Origin of the sequence: Burkholderia aenigmatica (assembly GCF_048627025.1) — a bacterium.
In the GTDB taxonomy this organism is placed as follows: domain Bacteria; phylum Pseudomonadota; class Gammaproteobacteria; order Burkholderiales; family Burkholderiaceae; genus Burkholderia; species Burkholderia aenigmatica.
The window spans coordinates 2,743,866-2,761,693 of record NZ_CP184468.1 but is presented as its reverse complement, the minus strand read 5'-3'; the positions used below and the strand labels follow the sequence as shown (position 1 = coordinate 2,761,693).

Genomic DNA, 17,828 nt, shown 5'->3' with positions numbered 1-17,828 from the left:
GCGAAAACTTACTTGCCTTGCGGGCGCAGATACGCGAGCCAGCGGCGCTCGGCCTGGCGGAACAGCCAGACGAGCGTGAACGAGATCACGAGATAGAGCAGGGCGGCGATGCCGAACGCATGGAACGACATGTAGGTCGCCGAGTTCACGTCGCGGGCGATCTTCAGGATGTCCGGCACGGTCGCCGTGAACGCGACGGTGGTCGCGTGCAGCATCAGGATCACTTCGTTGCTGTACAGCGGCAGCGCGCGGCGCAGCGCCGACGGCAGGATCACGCGGCGGTACATCGTGAAGGAGGACATCCCGTACGCGCGCGCGGCTTCGATCTCGCCGTAGGAAGTTGCCTTGATCGCGCCGGCGAAGATCTCGGTGGTGTACGCGCAGGTGTTCAGCGTGAACGCGAGCAGCGTGCAGTGCATCCCGTCGCGGAAGAACGCGTCGAGCATCGGCGTGCCGCGCACGACCTGCAGGCTGTAGAGGCCCGTGTAGCAGAGCAGCAGCTGCACGTAGAGCGGCGTACCGCGGAACACGTACGTGTAGAGCCACACGGCGCCCGACAGCCACTTCTTCTTCGACACGCGCGCGACCGCGAGCGGCACCGACAGGCAGAAGCCGAGGCCGATCGACACGACCAGCAGCCACAGCGTGATCGCGACACCGGTGATGCGGTAGCCGTCGGTGAAGAGATAGTTGCGCCAGTATTCTTGGATGAGGTCGATCATAGGTCAGCCTTGCGGACGCCGGTCGAGTAGCGCTTTTCGAGCCACATCAGCACGAAGTTCGAGATCGTCGTGATCGCGAGGTAGACGGCCCCCGCGATCAGCGTGAAGAAGAAGAACCGCAGCGTGCCCTTGCCGGCGTCCTGCGACGCCTTCACGACGTCGGCCAGGCCGATGATCGACACGAGCGCGGTCGACTTCACGAGCACCTGCCAGTTGTTGCCGATCCCCGGCAGCGCGAAGCGCATCATCTGCGGGAACATGATCCGCGTGAACACCTGCCAGTTCGTCATCCCGTACGCGCTGCCGGCTTCGAGCTGGCCGCGCGGCACCGACAGGAACGCGCCGCGGAACGTCTCGGTGAAATACGCGCCGTAGATGAAGCCGAGCACGAGCACGCCGGCGAGGAACGGGTCGATGTCGATCTGGTCCCAGCCGAGCGCGTCGGTCGCCATGTTCAGCCAGATCTGCAGGCTGTAGAACAGCAGCAGCATCAGCACGAGGTCGGGCACGCCGCGGATCAGCGTCGTGTAGACGGTGCCGACACCGCTCGTGAAGCGGTTGCGCGACAGCTTCGCGCCCGCGCCGAGCAGGCCCAGCAGGAACGACAGCGCAAGCGAAAGCACCGCCAGTTTGACGGTTTGCCAGGTGCCAGCGAGGATCAGCGGGCCGTAACCTTGTAGAAACATTGAGTGGTCCCTGGTGTGGTCCTTTAGGGCGCACGCTGTGCGCCGCGAAAGACGCGCCCGCCAAGCTGCGCGGAACGCCCCGTACGTATCATGACCGTCCGCCCCGGCGTCGGTGCCGGGCCCGCCCGTCGCGCGAGCGGCGGGCAAGGGGGGGCGGGCGGCGCGTGGTTGACTGCCTGTACTGCGCGGATACGGGGCCGCCCCCGCATCCGTTGTCTCTTCTTTTCGTCGCTCAGCGGGCCGAAGCCGAATAGACGCTGAACGCGAAATACTTGTGCGACAGCCGGTCGTACGTGCCGTCCTTGTGCATGTCTGCCAGCGCCTTGTTGATCTTGAGCTTCAGGTCCGTATCTTCCTTGCGCAGGCCGATCGCGGTGCCGTCTCCGATCGTCTTCGGATCCTTCACTTCCGGCCCGGCAAACGCGAAACCCTTACCGCGCGGCGTGCGCAGGAAGCCGTAGTCGGCCTGCAGCTCGTCCTGCAGCGTCGCGTCGAGGCGGCCCGAGCCGAGATCGGCGTAGACCTGGTCCTGGTTCTGGTAGGGAATGATCGTCACGCCCTGCGGCTCCCAGTAGGTCTTCGCGTAGGTTTCCTGCGTCGAGCCCTGCTCGACGCCCACGCGCTTGCCCTTCAGCGAGGCGATCGTCGGCAGCAGCGGCGAGCCGGTCTTCGCGATCATCCGCGCCGGCGCGTCATAGACCTTGTCGGAGAAGTCGATCTGTTCGCGGCGCTTGTCCGTGACGGTCAGCGACGACACGATGACGTCGTACTTCTTCGCCTTCAGCGCCGGGATGACTCCGTCGAGATCCTGCGCCACCCACACGCATTTCACGTTGATCCGCTTGCAGATTTCCTTGGTGAGATCGACGTCGAAACCGACGATCTCGCCGCTCGGCGCGGTCGACTCGAACGGCGGGTAGCTGGCGTCGACGCCGATCCGCACGGTCTTCCACTCCTTCGCGAAGGCGCTGCCCGCCATGAGGGCGAGGGCGGCGCACAGGGCGGCCTTCTTCATTTCCATCCTTCTGTTGCTGACTTTCCGGGAGCGCTCGCGGCCGGTCGAACCGGGCGCCGCGGCGTATTCTAGACGGCCAAAATTCGCCGATCGGCGCTCTGGCGATGGCGGCCACCGGAACGGCGAACGCCAAAAGGGCGGTATTTTACCCGAACGCGATACCCGCAAACCGGCAATCCGGGCCGAGCGATCGATTCTTCGACGCATTGATCCGGTTGTTGCGACAATCATCGTATTTGCAATGGACATTGCATTGATTGCATTCGCAGGTGCAACGATGCGGTGCGCAGGCGGCGGATTGTGGCGCGATTGGCACACCCATACAGTGGCGGCATGCCACAACAACGCATCTCACGGAGTGTCCGTCCCATGTTCCAGATTCGCCGCGCCGCCGATCGCGACCAGCGCAGCCAGGGCTGGCACGAATTCCTTCACAGCTTTCCCGGTGCGTCCGGCCCGGGCGGGCCGCCGGTCTTCGGCGCGTTGCGCGAACTGAACGAGGAATGCATCGCGCCGACTCGCGGCTACGGGATGCGGCCGTACCGGGACGCGGAAATCGTCACCTACGTGCTCGACGGCGCGCTCGCGCATCGCGACAGCCTCGGCAACGGCGCGATCGTCCGCGCGGGCGGCGTGCAGCGCATGAGCGCCGGCTCCGGCGTGATGCTGAGCGAAACCAATGCATCGTGTGACGAGCCGTTGCACCTGCTGCGGATCTGGCTTGCGCCGGCCGGGGCGGGTGGCCGGCCCGGCTACGTGCAGACGCGCTTCGCCGACGACGAGAAACGCGGCCGGCTGCGGCTCGTCGCGGCGCCGGATGGTCGCGACGGCGCGCTGCCGATGTGTGCGGACGCACGCATCTTTACGGGGCTGATCGACGGCGACGAGGCGACGGCATTCGACGTACCGGCCGGGCGCCGCGCCTATGTGCATGTGGTGCGCGGCGACGTCGAGGTGAACGGTCGCGCGCTGGCCGCGGGCGACGGCGCGCGGATCGGCGGCGTGGACGCGGTGGCGTTCGCGCGCGGCCGGGCGGCCGAGGTGCTGCTGTTCGACGTCGCCTGAAACGCAAAAAGGGGACGCGGGCCCGGTGCCCGCGTCCCCTTCGATGCCGCTCCGCGGGGCGGCCCGCCGGCTTACTGCGCCGGCGCCGACGCGGCCTTGGCCGCGCGATGCTGCTCCCAGCGCTCCTTCATCTTCTCGTGGCGCTGCTCCATCTTCGCGAACTGCTGCTTGAGCGCCGTGCTGACCGTGGTCTTCTGCTGGTCGTTCAGCCCGTTGTAGAACGCGAGCCATGCGGCGGACGTCTGCTCGCGCAGTTGCGCGTTCTGCTGCTCGGCCTGCTGGCGGGCGGTGTGCATTGCGTTCAGGTCGAGAATCGGCTGGTTCTGCTGCGCCTTGAACTGCTCGCGCATCTGCTCGTGGCTCTTGCGCATCGCATCACGGTTCTGCTTCATCGTCTTGATGGCCGTCTGCCATTGCTGTTCCTGCGACGCGTTCAGCTTCAGCTGGTCGTGCAGTTTCATGATCACGCCGAACGGGCCGCCGTCGTGCCCGCCGTGCATCTGGTGGGCGCCGGGGCCGCCCGGAGGCGGCATGTCGTTGGGCTGCGCGGCGTGCGCGGTGCCGAATGCGAGAGCGAGCACGGTGGCGGCCGCGATGGCCACGCGGGAAGTCTTCTTATACATTTCAGAAACTCCTTGTATCCAAAGGGTCCGGCGATGCGGTACCGGGCAAGCCGTGTACCGCATCCGGTAAGACGCAGGTTAGCGATGCGGGCCCCGGCTGGTGTTACGTGGGGCGGTGGCCGGGTTACCGCGCATTACAGTTCCCTTGCGCCGTAACCCGCAGTAACCCTTTCGTCCCTTTGTTTCGTTCTTTGACTCCGCCCTCGCGCGGTAAACTTCGAGCCATGACTACCCAGATCCTCATCGTCGACGACGACCAAGAACTCCGAGACCTGCTGCGCGACTACCTCGTGCGCCAGGGGATGGAAGTGTCCGTGCTGCACGACGCGGCCACGCTCGAGAAGCGCCTCGAGCGCGAGCGGCCCGACCTGATCGTGCTGGACCTGATGATGCCGGGCGTCGACGGCCTGACCGCGCTGCGCCAGCTGCGCGCGGCCGGCGACGACATCCCCGTGATCATGCTGACCGCGCGTGCGGACGACGTCGACCGCATCGTCGGGCTCGAGCTCGGCGCGGACGACTACCTCGGCAAGCCGTTCAACCCGCGCGAGCTGCTCGCGCGCGTGCAGGCCGTGCTGCGCCGCCGCCGCGCGACGCCGTCGGCGGCGGCGCCCGAACAGCGCGAGCCGTTCGCGTTCGGCCGCTTCGTGCTCGACTTCCAGGCGCGCACGCTGTCGGTCGATGGCAAGCCGGCCACGCTGTCGAGCAGCGAATTCGCGCTGCTGAAGATCTTCGTGAACCATGCGCTGCGCACGCTCACGCGCGAGCGGCTGCTCGAGCTGCTGCACGGGCCCGAGTACGACGGTACCGACCGCGGCATCGACGTCCAGGTATGGCGCCTGCGCCGCATCCTCGAAACGGATCCGTCGACGCCGCGCTTCATCCAGACGGTCCGCGGGCGCGGCTATGTGTTCGTGCCCGACGGCGAGGCCCATGCGCAAGCCCATTGATTCACTGTTCGGGCGGCTGGCGCTGCTCGTCATCGGTGTCCTGCTCCTGTCGCACTTCGCGTGGTTTTTCGCGATGCGGCTCGAGCGCAGCCAGATGCAGACGCGCTACGCGGTCGAAGAGGCCGCGTTCCTGGTCGACGCGGTGCGCCAGCACGTCGAGCGCACGCCCGACCAGCCGTTGCCGTCGCGTGTGCGGCTCGTGACGCCGGGTAGCGCCGACGTGCCGAATGGCGATCCGTCGAACCTGCCGGCGGCGCTCAAGCGGTTCCGCGACGACGTGAGCGAGCGGATGCCGCCCGGCACGCGCGTCGAGATCGGCGCGCCCGGCCATCCGCCCGTGCTGTGGGTGAAGGAGCCGACCGACCGCAACTGGATCGTGGTGCCGGTGCAGCCGCTGCGGCCGCCGCGCTCGCTCGACCGGATGCTGCTGTGGCTCGGCACGATCTTCTCGGCCGGCGTGATCGCCGCGCTGTTCGCGGCCTGGCAACTGCAGCAGCCGTTGCGGTCGCTCGCACGCGCGGTCGCGCGCTTCGGCCGCGGCCAGCCGGTGCCGCCGCTGCGCGAGCGCGGCCCGCGCGAGCTGCGCCAGCTCACGCATGGCTTCAACCAGATGGTGGAACAGGTGTCGCAGGCCGAGAGCGACCGGGCGGTGATGCTGGCCGGCGTGGCGCACGACCTGCGCACGCCGCTTGCGCGGATGCGGCTGCGGGCGGAAATGATGGACGACGTCCGGTTGCGCGACGGGGTGGTGCGCGACGTCGATTCGATGTCCCACATCGTCGATCAATTCCTGGTGTTTGCACACGGCGGCTCCGATCGCAGCGAGCCGGTGCCGGTCGATCAGGCGTGCGAGCGGATCGCGCGCAGCTATCGCGCGGTCGCGCCGAACGCGCCGACGGTCCAGACCCGGCTCGACGCCGATCCGGGCTTCCGGCTGCCGACGGCGACGCTCGACCGGATCCTGTCGAACCTGCTGGACAACGCGCATGCGTACGGTGCGCCGCCCGTGCTGGTGGAGACGGCGCGCACGCCGGCCGGCTACGTGCTGTCGGTCAGCGACAGCGGCGGCGGGATCGCGCCGCGCGACCTCGCGGCGGCGACGCGGCCGTTCGTGCGGCTCGACCCCGCACGCGGCGGGAACGGCCACAGCGGGCTCGGGCTCGCGATCGTCGAGCGGCTCGTACTCAGGCTGGGTGGGGCGTGCGACATCGGCAACCGCCCCGAAGGCGGCCTGCGCGTCTCGATGACGTTCCCGTTCGAGGTCGTGCCGAAGGACGAGCCCCACGCACAGGCCGCATAAGCGGCTGCGGCGCCAACCCGGCCGGGCTGGCGCCGCGCGGCATCATTCGAACAGCGTGCCGAGCGTCTCGGCCGCGTTGCTGTCGATGGTGTTGTAGGTCACGGTGGTGGCCTCGAAGATGTAGACGGTCGTGTACCGGCCGAGGCGCTCCAGGATTTCCTCCTGCAGCGATTCAGGCACGACGTTCATGTTCAGGTACCACGCCGTCGACGACAGCCGCGTCTGGAACGACCCGTACTCCTGCATCAGTTCATAGAACGCGTCGGCATCCTGATCGCGGCAGACGATCACCAAGTTTCCTGCCATTCCCTTTCCTCCCGCTCGTCGATCGATCCCCAGGGCCTGCTGACAGAAGGAACGCGCATGCGTTGCCATCAGAACGGCCGCCACCGACCCCAAGGGCCAGCCCCGATCATACCCGCATAGTCGTATCCGGCTGGTGACGCTGGACAGGGTTTGCGCGCGTGTGCGGCTGGCGGGTTCCCGGCCGGGCCGGATCACGGCATAATTCGGGCCTGCATGCCGGCCGAAGGACTGCGGCCGGGCTGCTCGAACCGCGCACCCGCCATCCGCCCGCGCGCCAGGCACGATCCGTGCGCCGCCTGCGCCGTTCCCGGACGGTTGTACCTGAAATACAGGTTGGTGTAGTGTCGTGCCGTCGCGGGCCGACTCGTCGGGGCGCGGCAGCGCACGCACGCACGGCGCCTCGCGCTCGCGCGCGATCGTCAGTCAATCGAATTACCGCATCCGTGCGCTTTGCCATGAATCAACATCGACTGCCGGCTTCGTTCGGCCTTACCGGGGAGGGCGCCTGATGGACGTCGGATTCTTCAATCCGAACCGGACCGCCAATGCGTCCGCGTGGCGCGTTCTGCCGAACCGGTGGGACTTCATCGCGTTTCCGCTGATCATCTGCCTGATCGCGATGGCGGTCGTCGGTTTCCACGAAACGATGGCGCCGATCGGCACCCTGCAGACGCAGAAGATCTCGCTCGATCCGTCGAACCTGCCCGAATACGCGTTGCGCACCACGCTGCGGATGCTCGCCGCGATGGTCGCGTCGCTCGTGTTCACGCTCGTCTACGGTACGCTCGCGGCCAAGAGCCGGCGTGCGGGCATGGTGCTGATCCCGATCCTCGACATCCTGCAGTCGGTGCCGGTGCTCGGCTTCATCTCGTTCACCGTCACGTTCTTCCTCGCGCTGTTCCCGAGCCGCGTGCTCGGCGCCGAGCTCGCGGCGATCTTCGCGATCTTCACGAGCCAGGCGTGGAACATGACGTTCAGCTTCTACCAGTCGCTGCGCACGGTGCCGCGCGACCTCGACGAAGTGTCGCGCGGTTTCCACCTGACGTCGTGGCAGCGCTTCTGGAAGCTCGAGGTGCCGTTCTCGATGCCGGGCCTGATCTGGAACATGATGATGTCGATGTCGGGCGGCTGGTTCTTCGTCGTCGCGTCGGAGGCGATCACCGTCGGCAACCAGACCATCACGCTGCCGGGCGTCGGCGCGTATCTCGCGCAGGCGATCTCGGACAAGAACCTCGGTGCGATCGGCTGGGTGATCCTCACGATGACGGTCGTGATCGTCGCGTACGACCAACTCCTGTTCCGCCCGCTGATCGCGTGGGCCGACAAGTTCCGGATGGAGAACACCGCGTCGGGCGATGCGCCGCAATCCTGGCTGCTCGACCTCGTGCGCCGCACGCGCCTGATTCATCAGCTGCTCGTGCCGGCCGGCTGGTTCTTCGCGAAGGCCGCGCGGATTCCGCTGCGCCTGCCGCTGTCGGGTGCGATGCGCTTCTCGCTGCCGAAAGTCGAGAAGAAGGCGTCACGCACGGTCGACATCGCGTGGGCGATCCTCGTGCTGATCGGCACGGCCTATATCGTGTGGCGCGTCATCAGCTTCGTGTCGACCGGCGTGACGATGGCCGAGGTCGGCCATGTGCTCGTGCTCGGGCTCATCACGCTGCTGCGCGTGGTCGTGCTGATCGCGATCGCGTCGGTGATCTGGGTGCCGATCGGCGTGTGGATCGGGCTGCGCCCGCGGCTCGCCGAGAAGTTGCAGCCGCTGGCGCAGTTCCTCGCCGCGTTCCCGGCCAACCTGCTGTTCCCGGCGTTCGTGATCGTGATCGCGCGCTTCCACCTGAACGCCGATATCTGGCTGTCGCCGCTGATCGTGCTCGGCACGCAGTGGTATATCCTGTTCAACGTGATCGCCGGCGCAACGTCCTATCCGAACGACTATCGCGAAGCGGCGACGAACTTCCGCATCCGTGGCTGGCAGTGGTGGCGGCAGGCGATCCTGCCCGGCATCTTCCCGTACTACGTGACCGGTGCGATCACCGCATCGGGCGGCGCGTGGAACGCGAGCATCGTGTCGGAAGCCGTGCAGTGGGGCAATACCAAGATCGAGGCGCACGGCCTCGGTGCCTATATCGCGCAGACCACCGCCGCCGGCGATTTTCCGAAGATCATCCTGGGCATCGCCGTGATGTCCCTGTTCGTCACCCTGTTCAACCGCCTGCTGTGGCGTCCGCTGTATGCCTTCGCGGAAGCGAAGCTGCGGCTCGACTGAGACCGATTGAGAGCGAAACGCGATGCACAATCCGAATGCTGTAAACGCCCCCGTCCAGACGAACCAGCCGCCGCGCCTCGGTGAGGAAATCCTGCGCGTCGATCACGTCTGTCGCGGCTTCAACAAGACGCAGGGCGAACTGCTCGTGCTCGACGATGCGAACCTGTCGCTGCGCGAAGGCGAGATCGTCGGCCTGCTTGGCCGCTCCGGCTCGGGCAAGTCGACGCTGCTGCGGATCATCGCCGGGCTGATCGAGCCGACCGGCGGTGAAGTGACCTATCTCGGCAAGCCGCTGACCGGCCCGGCCGAAGGCGTCGCGATGGTGTTCCAGACCTTCGCGCTGTTCCCGTGGCTCACCGTGCTGCAGAACGTGGAAGCCGGCCTCGAGGCGCTCGGCGTCGGCGCGCGCGAGCGGCGCGAGCGTGCGCTCGCCGCGATCGACCTGATCGGTCTCGACGGCTTCGAAAACGCGTACCCGCGCGAGCTGTCGGGCGGCATGCGCCAGCGCGTGGGCTTTGCGCGCGCGCTCGTCGTCGATCCGACGATCCTGCTGATGGACGAGCCGTTCTCGGCACTCGACGTGCTGACCGCCGAGACGCTGCGTACCGACCTGCTCGACCTGTGGACGCAGGGCCGGATGCCGATCAAGTCGGTGCTGATCGTCACGCACAACATCGAGGAAGCGGTGTTCATGTGCGACCGGATCCTCGTGCTGTCGTCGAATCCGGGCCGCGTGATCGCCGAGATCAAGGTGCCGTTCAAGCATCCGCGCAACCGGCTCGACCCGGCGTTCCGCAAGCTGGTCGACGACATCTACGCGAAGATGACCGCCCGCCAGACCGGCGAGGCGACGAAGAAGGGGCTGGAACTCGGCAGCTGGCTGCCGCAGGTGTCGACCAACCTGATGGCCGGCTTGATCGAGACGCTCGCGATGGCGCCGTACCATGGCCGCGCGGACATGCCGGAAATCGCGCGCACGCTGCATCTGGAGGTCGACGACCTGTTCCCGATCGCGGAAGTGCTGCAGTACCTCGGCTTTGCCGATGTGCGCGAAGGCGACGTGTTCCTGACGCCGCCGGGACGCGTGTTCGCGGAATTCGGCACGCAGGAGCGCAAGCTGATGTTCGCGGATCACCTGTTGAAGCACGTGCCGCTGGCCGCGCGGATCAAGAAGGTGCTGAACGAGCGCCCGGGGCATCGCGCGCCGCGCGTGCGCTTCGAGCAGGAGCTGGAGGATTTTCTGTCGGACGGCGCCGCCGAGGAGACGCTCGACGCGGTGATCGACTGGGGCCGTTACGGCGAGATCTTCTCGTACAACGACCAGACGGAGATTTTCAGTCTCGAGGACGTCGAGTCCTGAAGTCGGCGGGGCATTCGGGCGCATGTCGCCCGAATGCCGGTTTCGCGGTTTCATTCGATCGCTTCGAGTCAATGCGAACGCGGCTTGTCCGTGGCGCCGGGTTCGCCGGCGTAGCGGGACGCTGTGTGCGTTGCGGCCGGGACATCTGCCGGAGATGCGCATCGCTGATGCGCTGACAGGAAAGAGGCCGGGGGCTGGCGCAACGAATCCCTGCGATTGCGTTGCTGATTCGATGCCTTCGTGCCTCGTCAACGATCCCAAAGGCACCCATGAGCGAGAAGCAGGGGCTTTATACCGTCGCGGCGGAAACGTTCGATCTGGTGCTCATAGCCGTTCTCGATTCTCCGCGCCCGCAAGTTTTTCGTGCGAAGGTCGAGCGCATCTATTCCACTGGAAAGTGCATCACACACGACCATCTCGGGGCAGAGATCGAGTTCGTCGGCGGTCCACCGACCTGGGGTAACGTACCGCTGCAAGTCGGGGAGCGTGCCCTCATGTTCGTCCGAACGCTATCCGGTTCGTTCCACGAATATCCGTGGTGCGGACACATGGTTCTTGAGGAAATCGCGGGCGGAACGTACACCAGGCTGCACGTTCCGGAGATGTGGCTGAGGGATGATTTGCCGGTCGACGTCAGGGCCGCGGCGAGTCCGCATCCGACGTGGCGGAATGCGTCGATCGTCCGGTTCAGCGTGCTGGAGCGCTATCTGAGCGATCTGATCGGGAAAGCCGTCCGCTGAGCCGGATCGATTGTCCGGAATCCGGACGATGCATTGTCTGCCGGAATCGAGGGCAGGGTGATGGGGGCTCGCGCGAAGTCCGGGGCAGCGGGGCTGCTTACTGCAAATTCCCCCACCGATCGACCGCCGGTTCCGCCGACGCCCACTTCCAGTGCGTGCCTTGCTGGCAGGCATTCGCGAAATACCAGTCGGCCTTGTCGCCGTCCTTCACCGAGAATGCGAATTCCTTGCACAGCGCGAGCGGCGTCGAGTAAGCGCGCGCGACGCGCACCTCGCCTTCGCCGTTTTCCAGCGGCAGCGTGTTCTTCACCTTCCACGGCTTCACTTCGCCGACGGCCAGGCTGCCGACCACCTTCGCGATCGCGTCCTGCTGGTTCTGATGGAGCTGCTTCATCGTGCGGTTGACGGCTTCGTCGGTCGCGGCCTGCACGGCAATGCCGACACCGACGCCCACCGCCGGATTCGCGGTGACGAGGCCCGTTGCCGCGCCGGCGAGTGCGCCGCTCGCTGCGCCGACCGACCCGCAGCCCGACAGCGTGGCCGTCGCCGCGCACAGTGCGCCGATGGCCGCGATACGGAGCGCGACGCTCATTGCAGCGCGCCCCAGCGTTCGGTCGCCGGTTCGGCCGACGCCCATTTCCACACGGGGCCGTCGCGGCAGATCGTGGCGACGTAGAACGCCGATTGCGCGGCCTTGTCGGGTTTCGCGGGCGTGTCGACCGCGAACACGATTTCCTTGCAGTCGAGCGGGCCGACACTGATCATCCGGCTGACCGTCACGCGACCCTGCTCGTCGTCCTCGATCGGGAACGAGTGGTGCGTCGACCACGGCGCGACGCCGCCCACGTCGAGCGGGCCGGCGGCCTTCGCGATCTGTTCCTGTGTGTAACGGTGTGCGACGCGCTGCGTGTACTGGACACCCGCACGCGCGCCGGCGACGGCGCCGAGACCGATGCCCGTCGCGACGGCGGCGTTGTTGGTGACCTTGGAGGCGATCGCGGCGCCCGCGATACCGGCGCCGGCTGTCGCGCCCTCGCTGTACAGCGAGTTGCAGCCGGACAGCAGTGCGGCCGTGGCGATCGCGGCCAGCACGACGCGCGCCGGCATGGCCCGACGCGGCGATTCGAAACGAATGTTCATCCCTGAGTGCAAGTCCTGTCTGGGTGAGCGGCAACGCGTGCGCGCCCTCATGCCGCGTCATTGTTTCGCAATTGTCATAGGAAAACTGCAAAGCTTTGACAAATCGCCGGACGGCATGCCGCGCGCGTGCGCGCGGCGCCATTGTCGGATAGATGAATCGTGAGGGGTCGAAACGTTACAAATTGAAGGCAATTGTTACTCTGACGTGCAAGGAAGCGACCTAGACTGTTCAGTTATGGAATGTTTCTACGACGGCCTCGGGCCGCGCCGCACATGAGACACCCAGCCATGCGCCGTTCGAAACGGTTTTCGCCTCGGCCGCCCGATGCTGGGGCAGACCGGCCGCGTCCGCAGACCGACGCGCCGTCGGCACCGCCTGCCGGCGCGCCCGGCGAGACGCCGCCGTCGGACGGCGATCACAACCAGGGCGGCGCCCGCCCGGAAGGGCTCGACTATCAGCGCGATCTCGGTCAGGAGCAGGACGCCTGATGCCGTTGCCGCCGAATTCCGCCGCTGCCTTTCACACCTGCATTGCTCACAACTGAATCGCCGCATGGCCGCCTTCGGGCAGCCGTGTCCGCCTTGGCGCGCGCCGCGCGCCAGCCAATCGAATCGAGGAGGGGAAGCCGCATGAGCAGATTGATCGTGGTATCGAACCGTGTCGCCGCCGGCGAGGACACGCGCCCGAGCGCGGGCGGCCTGGCGGTCGGCGTGATGGACGCGCTGAAGGAAACGGGCGGCGTCTGGTTCGGCTGGAACGGCGAGATCGTCGGCGCCCCTGACACCGAGCCCGCGATCCAGCGGGACGGCAACGTCACCTATGCGACGGTCGGGCTGACCCGGCGCGACTACGATCAGTATTACCGCGGCTTCTCGAACGCGACGTTGTGGCCGGTGTTCCATTACCGCGGCGATCTCGCGCGCTTCGATCGCCAGGAGTACGCGGGCTATCTGCGCGTGAACGCGATGCTCGCGAAGCAGCTCGCCGCCTTGCTGCGTCCCGACGACCTGATCTGGGTGCACGACTATCACCTGTTGCCGTTCGCGCATTACCTGCGCGAGCTCGGCGTGAAGAATCCGATCGGCTTTTTCCTGCACATTCCGTTTCCGTCGCCCGACATGCTGCGTCTCGTGCCGCCGCACGAGGAGCTCGTGAAGTTCATGTGCGCGTACGACGTGGCCGGCTTCCAGACCGAGGCCGACAAGCAGGCGTTCACCGACTACATCGAGCGGCGCGGGATCGGCGCGGCGAGCGACGACGGGATGCTGCACGCGCACGGTCGCGTCGTGAAGGTCGCCGCCTATCCGATCGGCGTGCATCCCGACGCGATCGCGCAGGCGGCCGTCCAGTACGGCACGCGCAAGCCGGTGAAGATGCTGCGCGAGGCGCTCGACGGCCGCAAGCTGGTGATGAGCGTCGACCGCCTCGATTATTCGAAGGGGCTCGTCGAACGCTTCCAGTCGTTCGAGCGGATGCTCGCGAACGCGCCGGGCTGGCAGGGGCGCGTGTCGCTCCTGCAGATCGCGCCGCCGACGCGTTCCGACGTGAAGACGTATCAGGACATTCGCGAAACGCTCGAAGGCGAGGCCGGTCGCATCAACGGTCGCTTCTCGCAACTCGACTGGACGCCGATCCAGTACCTGAACCGCAAGTACGAGCGCAACCTGCTGATGGCGTTCTTCCGGATGTCGCAGGTCGGCTACGTGACGCCGTTGCGCGACGGGATGAATCTCGTTGCGAAGGAGTACGTCGCGTCGCAGGATCCGGCCGATCCGGGCGTGCTCGTGCTGTCGGAGTTCGCGGGCGCGGCGGCTGAGCTGACCGGCGCGCTCCTCGTCAATCCGTACGACCTGTCGCAGATGGCCGAGGCGCTCGAGCGCGCGCTGTCGATGCCGCTCGCGGAGCGGCAGGCGCGCCACGAGGAGAACCTCGCGCGGCTGCGCGGGAACGACCTGTCGGTCTGGCGCGATACGTTCGTCGCCGACTTGCGCAGTGTCGCGGCCGCCGCGTCGGTCACGCGGCGCGCGGGCCGGCGGATCGCGCATGCGTGAGTTCGTGCAGGCGACCGGCGCCGACGCGACCGACGACGCCACCCGCCGCTTTTTCGTCGTGACCGGTGGCCCGGGATCGGGCAAGAGCACGTTGCTCGACGCGCTCGAGCACGCCGGTTGCGCGCGCTCGCAGGAAGCCGGGCGCGGCGTGATCCGCGACCAGGTGGCGATCGACGGCCAGGCGTTGCCGTGGCGCGACCCGGCTGCGTTCGCCGAACTGATGCTGAGCTGGGAGATGCGCTCGTATGATCTCGCGCACCACGCGCGCGGGCCCGTGTTCTTCGATCGCGGCGTGCCGGACGTGGTCGGCTACCTGCGGCTGACGGGGCTGGCGGTACCTGCGCATGCAGAAGCCGCGGCCCGCCGTTTCCGCTATCACGGGCGCGTGTTCATCGCGCCGCCGTGGCCGGACATCTATGCGCAGGACACCGAGCGCCGGCAGGATTTCGCGGAAGCCGTGCGCACCTACGACGCGATGGTCGAGTGCTACACGTCATATGGCTACCGGCTGATCGAACTGCCGCGCGAGAGCGTGCAGGCGCGCGTGCGTTTCGTGTTGGACGCGCTCGACGCTGAATGACGCGCGGATCGGCGGGCGGTGTGCGCCGGTGTCAGGTCGCGGCGTCCGGCCGTGGCGACGCGATGCGCAGCATGCTGACGACTGCGGCCACTGCCGCGAATGCCGCGGCGACATAGAGCGCAATCGTCGGCCCGCGATCGGGCACGAGCCCGAAAATCAATGCAACGAGCGCGGCGCCAAGCGTCTGCCCGGTCAGCCGCGCGGTGCTCAGCATGCCACCCGCGCCACCGCTGCGTTCGCGCGGCGCCGACGACAGCATCGCGCGGTTGTTCGGCGACTGGAACAACCCGAAGCCCGCACCGCACAGCGCCATCCGCCACACGATGTCGACGGTGCCCGGGTGCGCACCGATCGTCGCAAGCGACAGCAGCCCGGCCGCGAACAGCGCGAGCCCGATCCCGCCGAGGATGCCGGCCGAATAGCGATCCGACAGCACGCCCGCGAGCGGCGCGGCGAACACGATCACGAGCGGCCACGGCGTCATGTAGAGGCCCGTCTCGACCTGCGAGAAGCCGAGCGAGTTCTGCAGCCAGAACGGCAGCGCGACGAACGCGAGCATCTGCGACGTGAACGACGCCATCGACGTATAGACCGACAGCGCGAACATCGGGATGCGCATCAGGTCGACGGGCAGCAGCGGCGCCGGCTGCGACAGCTGGCGCTTCACGAAGAAGTAGCCGACGACGAACGCGACGGCCAGCTCGGCCGCGACGTACGCGTGGCCTTCGCCGTGACCGAGTCCGTCCACGGCCGTGATCAGCAGGCCGAATACGCATGCGTTCATCAGCGCGCTCGCGAAATCGTACGGCGCATCATGCAGCGTGTTGGCCGGCAGCGCGCGCAGGCTGCCGAATACCGCGGCGATGCCGATCGGCACGTTGACGGCGAAGAGCCAGGGCCACGACGCGAACGACAGGATCGCGGACGCGACCGTCGGCCCGATCGCCGACGACAGCGCCACCACCATCGCGTTGATCGACAGTCCGCGCCCGAGCATCGACGACGGGTAGATCATCCGCACGAGCGCCGCGTTGACGCTCATGATGCCGGCCGCGCCGAAACCCTGGATCACGCGCATCACGGCCAGCATCGGCAGCGAGCCGGCAAGCGCGCAGCCGAGCGACGCCGCGGTGAACAGCGCGAGCCCGGCGATGTAGACGCGGCGATAGCCGATGCGTTCGCCGAGCGACGCGAGCGGCAGCAGCGTGATCGTGACCGCGAGCTGATACGCGTTGACGATCCAGATCGATGCGGCGTCGGATGCGTGCAGGTCGCGCGCGATGGTCGGCAGCGCGACGTTCGCGATGGCGCCGTCGAGCACGGCGAGCGTGATGCCCAGTGCGACGCAGAGGATCGCCCAGTAGCGTTGCGGAAGCGGCAGGCCGGTATCGGCGTTCATGGCGGGAGCAAATGCGTGGTTGTCCGCGCGCCCGGTTGCCGGTTGCGTGCGCAACCATGCGGAAGGGTGGAGGCGGCGATGAGCGGCCCGGCCGGCGCAACGGCACCGGAGCGGGGCCGGTCGAGTGTATCACCGGGCCGCATTGCGCGACGCCGGCACTCAGCCTTCGAAGTCGAGGCCGCCGAGCCGCACGAGCGGGTCGGCCTGCGTGCGCGACAGGAGATCGATGTCGCGTGCGCCCTGCCACGCGCCCAGTTTTTTCGGCAGCGCGGCCAGGTAGTGCTCGAAGCGCTGCGGGCCGTCCGGGTCCATCAGCCGCTCGATTTCGTCGGTGTCCCAGGTCAGCTCGAGGTTCAGCGGATGTTCGAAGCCGCTGACATGCTCATGCGGTGCGCTGCGGATCTGCACGCGCGTCGGGTGCCCGTGGCCGCCATACGGGACGACGTCGGTCAGCACGTGTTCGGCGAAGAAGGCGGCGATCGCCTGCGCGATGCGCGGGGCGAATTCGGTATCGAAACGGCGGGCGGTTTCGGGCTGCATGAAGGCGTCTCCTGTATGCCGAAAATCGTAGCACGGCGGCGGCGCGTTTCGGTGTGCGTGATACCGGTAATCGCGCGTTACCACTTGCTGCATCTATTACGGCCGCGTGCCGCCACAATGCATCGCATCCAGTACCACTTCGCGTGGGAGTCCATCATGAAAAAAATTGCCGCAGTGTGTGTCCTCGCCGGTTCGCTTGCCGTGGCAGGCCCGGCGTCCGCGCATGGCCGCGACGGCGGCGCCGTCATCGGCGCATTGATCGGCGGCGCGGTGCTGGGCGCGATCGTGACGTCCGCGATGAATCCGCCCGTCGCGTATCAGGCACCCGCGTACCAGGCACCGGCCTATCAGCCGCCGACGTACTACCAGGCGCCCGCGTACCAGCAGCCCGCCTATCCGACCTACCAGCAGGCGCAGTACCAGGACGACGGCCCGAACTATTGCTACGACCGCTACCAGCGCGCGTATGTGTGCGGCGCGCCCGTGTCGGGCGGCTACGCGCAGCCGGCCGGCTGGTAAGCGGACGGACGCGTGGCGCGTGAGCGGTCGGCGCCGGACGGCCGGCGCCGCTGACGATCACTTCTCCGCAGTGGACGACAAAAGGCCCTCGCTTGATGCGAGGGCCTTGGTCTTTTGCGCAGCCGTTCGTTCGTCTGCATGACGTGTCGGCCGTCGGCGGGCCGTGCACGGATACAAACGGTTGCAAATGCGCGTCAGTGGCGATGGCCGCCGCCTCCGCCGCCATCGTTCCAGTCGCCGCGGCGCCCGTCGCCGTGCCCCCAGCCGTTGCCGCGATTGCCACGGTCGCCATGATCGCCACGGTTGCCGCGATCACCGTCCCAGCGATGGTAATCGCGCCGGCCGCGATCCCAGTCGCGTCCGCCGCCGCCACCGCCCCAGATATTGACCGTGCCGTACACGGGCGACGGCGCGTACCCGTAGCCGGGATCGGAATAGTAGGGCTGCCCGTAGCCGTATCCGGCGTCCGGGGCGACGACGCAGCCGGCCAGCAGGGTCGCTACGCCGGCGGCAGCAATGAGCTTCAGCATGATGTTCTCCGTTGGTTCCCCTATAAGTACCGCGC

Annotated in this window: 20 protein-coding genes; 10 read left to right on the top strand and 10 right to left on the bottom strand. The window is 67.5% G+C overall.

All coding sequences use genetic code 11. The features are described 5' to 3' along the window. Positions 1-8 precede the first annotated feature (8 nt). The 3 genes from ACN8ZM_RS12935 to ACN8ZM_RS12925 all read right to left on the bottom strand — a co-directional run bounded on the left by ACN8ZM_RS12935 (position 9) and on the right by ACN8ZM_RS12925 (position 2,423). Positions 9-722 carry an ABC transporter permease gene (locus ACN8ZM_RS12935; protein WP_043189740.1) on the bottom strand — a complete coding sequence of 238 codons (714 nt, stop codon included), beginning with the start codon at positions 720-722 and terminating at the stop codon, positions 9-11. Further along, the gene (locus ACN8ZM_RS12930) at positions 719-1,408 is read right to left on the bottom strand and encodes an ABC transporter permease (RefSeq protein ID WP_011352852.1); all 690 of its coding nucleotides are present in this window, start codon (positions 1,406-1,408) and stop codon (positions 719-721) included. Before ACN8ZM_RS12930 ends, ACN8ZM_RS12935 begins: the two co-directional genes overlap by 4 nt. 232 nt (positions 1,409-1,640) lie before the next feature. Then, on the bottom strand, positions 1,641-2,423 hold the full coding sequence (locus ACN8ZM_RS12925) for an ABC transporter substrate-binding protein (protein WP_043189736.1): 783 nt from the start codon (positions 2,421-2,423) through the stop codon (positions 1,641-1,643). 369 nt (positions 2,424-2,792) lie between these two features. Between ACN8ZM_RS12925 and ACN8ZM_RS12920 the strand changes: the two genes are divergently transcribed. After that, the gene (locus ACN8ZM_RS12920; protein WP_043189734.1) at positions 2,793-3,488 is read left to right on the top strand and encodes a pirin family protein; all 696 of its coding nucleotides are present in this window, start codon (positions 2,793-2,795) and stop codon (positions 3,486-3,488) included. Between the two features lie 71 nt (positions 3,489-3,559). On the opposite strand, the gene ACN8ZM_RS12915 is transcribed toward ACN8ZM_RS12920, so the two are convergent. Continuing rightward, positions 3,560-4,111 (bottom strand): periplasmic heavy metal sensor, encoded by a 552-nt coding sequence (locus ACN8ZM_RS12915; protein ID WP_043189733.1) that lies wholly within the window; start codon positions 4,109-4,111, stop codon positions 3,560-3,562. A 224-nt stretch (positions 4,112-4,335) separates the two neighbouring features. Here ACN8ZM_RS12915 and ACN8ZM_RS12910 point away from each other — a divergent pair, with 224 nt between their 5' ends. Continuing rightward, positions 4,336-5,061 carry a response regulator gene (locus tag ACN8ZM_RS12910; RefSeq protein WP_006755678.1) on the top strand — a complete coding sequence of 242 codons (726 nt, stop codon included), beginning with the start codon at positions 4,336-4,338 and terminating at the stop codon, positions 5,059-5,061. Then, complete coding sequence (locus ACN8ZM_RS12905; RefSeq protein WP_089451089.1) at positions 5,045-6,361, top strand: ATP-binding protein; 1,317 nt, start codon at positions 5,045-5,047, stop codon at positions 6,359-6,361. The genes ACN8ZM_RS12910 and ACN8ZM_RS12905 overlap by 17 nt, the downstream gene beginning before the upstream one ends. Positions 6,362-6,403: 42 nt before the next feature. Here the strand turns inward: ACN8ZM_RS12905 and ACN8ZM_RS12900 are convergent, their stop codons facing one another. After that, positions 6,404-6,667: a hypothetical protein gene (locus ACN8ZM_RS12900; protein WP_011352846.1), complete on the bottom strand. Its 264-nt coding sequence runs from the start codon at positions 6,665-6,667 to the stop codon at positions 6,404-6,406. A gap of 508 nt (positions 6,668-7,175) precedes the next feature. On the opposite strand from ACN8ZM_RS12900, the gene ACN8ZM_RS12895 reads away from it, so the two are divergent. The 3 genes from ACN8ZM_RS12895 (at position 7,176) to ACN8ZM_RS12885 (ending at position 11,033) form a co-directional block, all read left to right on the top strand. After that, entirely contained in the window at positions 7,176-8,933 is a 1,758-nt protein-coding gene (locus ACN8ZM_RS12895; protein WP_089451088.1) for an ABC transporter permease, read from the top strand. Positions 8,934-8,955: 22 nt separating this feature from the next. Then, positions 8,956-10,293: an AAA-associated domain-containing protein gene (locus ACN8ZM_RS12890; RefSeq protein WP_039368511.1), complete on the top strand. Its 1,338-nt coding sequence runs from the start codon at positions 8,956-8,958 to the stop codon at positions 10,291-10,293. 269 nt (positions 10,294-10,562) lie between these two features. Next, positions 10,563-11,033: a hypothetical protein gene (locus ACN8ZM_RS12885; RefSeq protein WP_420210082.1), complete on the top strand. Its 471-nt coding sequence runs from the start codon at positions 10,563-10,565 to the stop codon at positions 11,031-11,033. 97 nt (positions 11,034-11,130) lie between these two features. Here the strand turns inward: ACN8ZM_RS12885 and ACN8ZM_RS12880 are convergent, their stop codons facing one another. Together ACN8ZM_RS12880 and ACN8ZM_RS12875 are read right to left on the bottom strand one after the other, a co-directional pair. Continuing rightward, positions 11,131-11,625, bottom strand: a complete 495-nt coding sequence (locus tag ACN8ZM_RS12880) for a hypothetical protein (RefSeq protein WP_175011607.1) — start codon at positions 11,623-11,625, stop codon at positions 11,131-11,133. Next, positions 11,622-12,173, bottom strand: a complete 552-nt coding sequence (locus tag ACN8ZM_RS12875) for a hypothetical protein (protein ID WP_043189694.1) — start codon at positions 12,171-12,173, stop codon at positions 11,622-11,624. Before ACN8ZM_RS12875 ends, ACN8ZM_RS12880 begins: the two co-directional genes overlap by 4 nt. Before the next feature lie 288 nt (positions 12,174-12,461). On the opposite strand from ACN8ZM_RS12875, the gene ACN8ZM_RS12870 reads away from it, so the two are divergent. The 3 genes from ACN8ZM_RS12870 (at position 12,462) to ACN8ZM_RS12860 (ending at position 14,805) form a co-directional block, all read left to right on the top strand. Further along, on the top strand, positions 12,462-12,662 hold the full coding sequence (locus ACN8ZM_RS12870) for a hypothetical protein (RefSeq protein WP_175022448.1): 201 nt from the start codon (positions 12,462-12,464) through the stop codon (positions 12,660-12,662). Between the two features lie 141 nt (positions 12,663-12,803). Then, the gene (otsA, locus tag ACN8ZM_RS12865; RefSeq protein WP_043189686.1) at positions 12,804-14,225 is read left to right on the top strand and encodes an alpha,alpha-trehalose-phosphate synthase (UDP-forming); all 1,422 of its coding nucleotides are present in this window, start codon (positions 12,804-12,806) and stop codon (positions 14,223-14,225) included. Continuing rightward, on the top strand, positions 14,218-14,805 hold the full coding sequence (locus tag ACN8ZM_RS12860) for an AAA family ATPase (protein WP_420210081.1): 588 nt from the start codon (positions 14,218-14,220) through the stop codon (positions 14,803-14,805). Before otsA ends, ACN8ZM_RS12860 begins: the two co-directional genes overlap by 8 nt. A 31-nt stretch (positions 14,806-14,836) precedes the next feature. On the opposite strand, the gene ACN8ZM_RS12855 is transcribed toward ACN8ZM_RS12860, so the two are convergent. Both ACN8ZM_RS12855 and ACN8ZM_RS12850 read right to left on the bottom strand, forming a co-directional pair. Beyond that, entirely contained in the window at positions 14,837-16,204 is a 1,368-nt protein-coding gene (locus tag ACN8ZM_RS12855) for an MFS transporter (protein ID WP_043189681.1), read from the bottom strand. A gap of 159 nt (positions 16,205-16,363) precedes the next feature. Beyond that, positions 16,364-16,744, bottom strand: a complete 381-nt coding sequence (locus ACN8ZM_RS12850; protein ID WP_175022445.1) for a DUF5594 family protein — start codon at positions 16,742-16,744, stop codon at positions 16,364-16,366. A gap of 117 nt (positions 16,745-16,861) precedes the next feature. On the opposite strand from ACN8ZM_RS12850, the gene ACN8ZM_RS12845 reads away from it, so the two are divergent. After that, positions 16,862-17,263, top strand: coding sequence for a hypothetical protein (locus tag ACN8ZM_RS12845; protein ID WP_011352835.1), 402 nt, complete (start codon positions 16,862-16,864; stop codon positions 17,261-17,263). A gap of 194 nt (positions 17,264-17,457) precedes the next feature. Here ACN8ZM_RS12845 and ACN8ZM_RS12840 read toward each other — a convergent pair whose 3' ends face one another. Further along, positions 17,458-17,793: a hypothetical protein gene (locus ACN8ZM_RS12840; protein ID WP_122945987.1), complete on the bottom strand. Its 336-nt coding sequence runs from the start codon at positions 17,791-17,793 to the stop codon at positions 17,458-17,460. Positions 17,794-17,828: the final 35 nt, after the last annotated feature.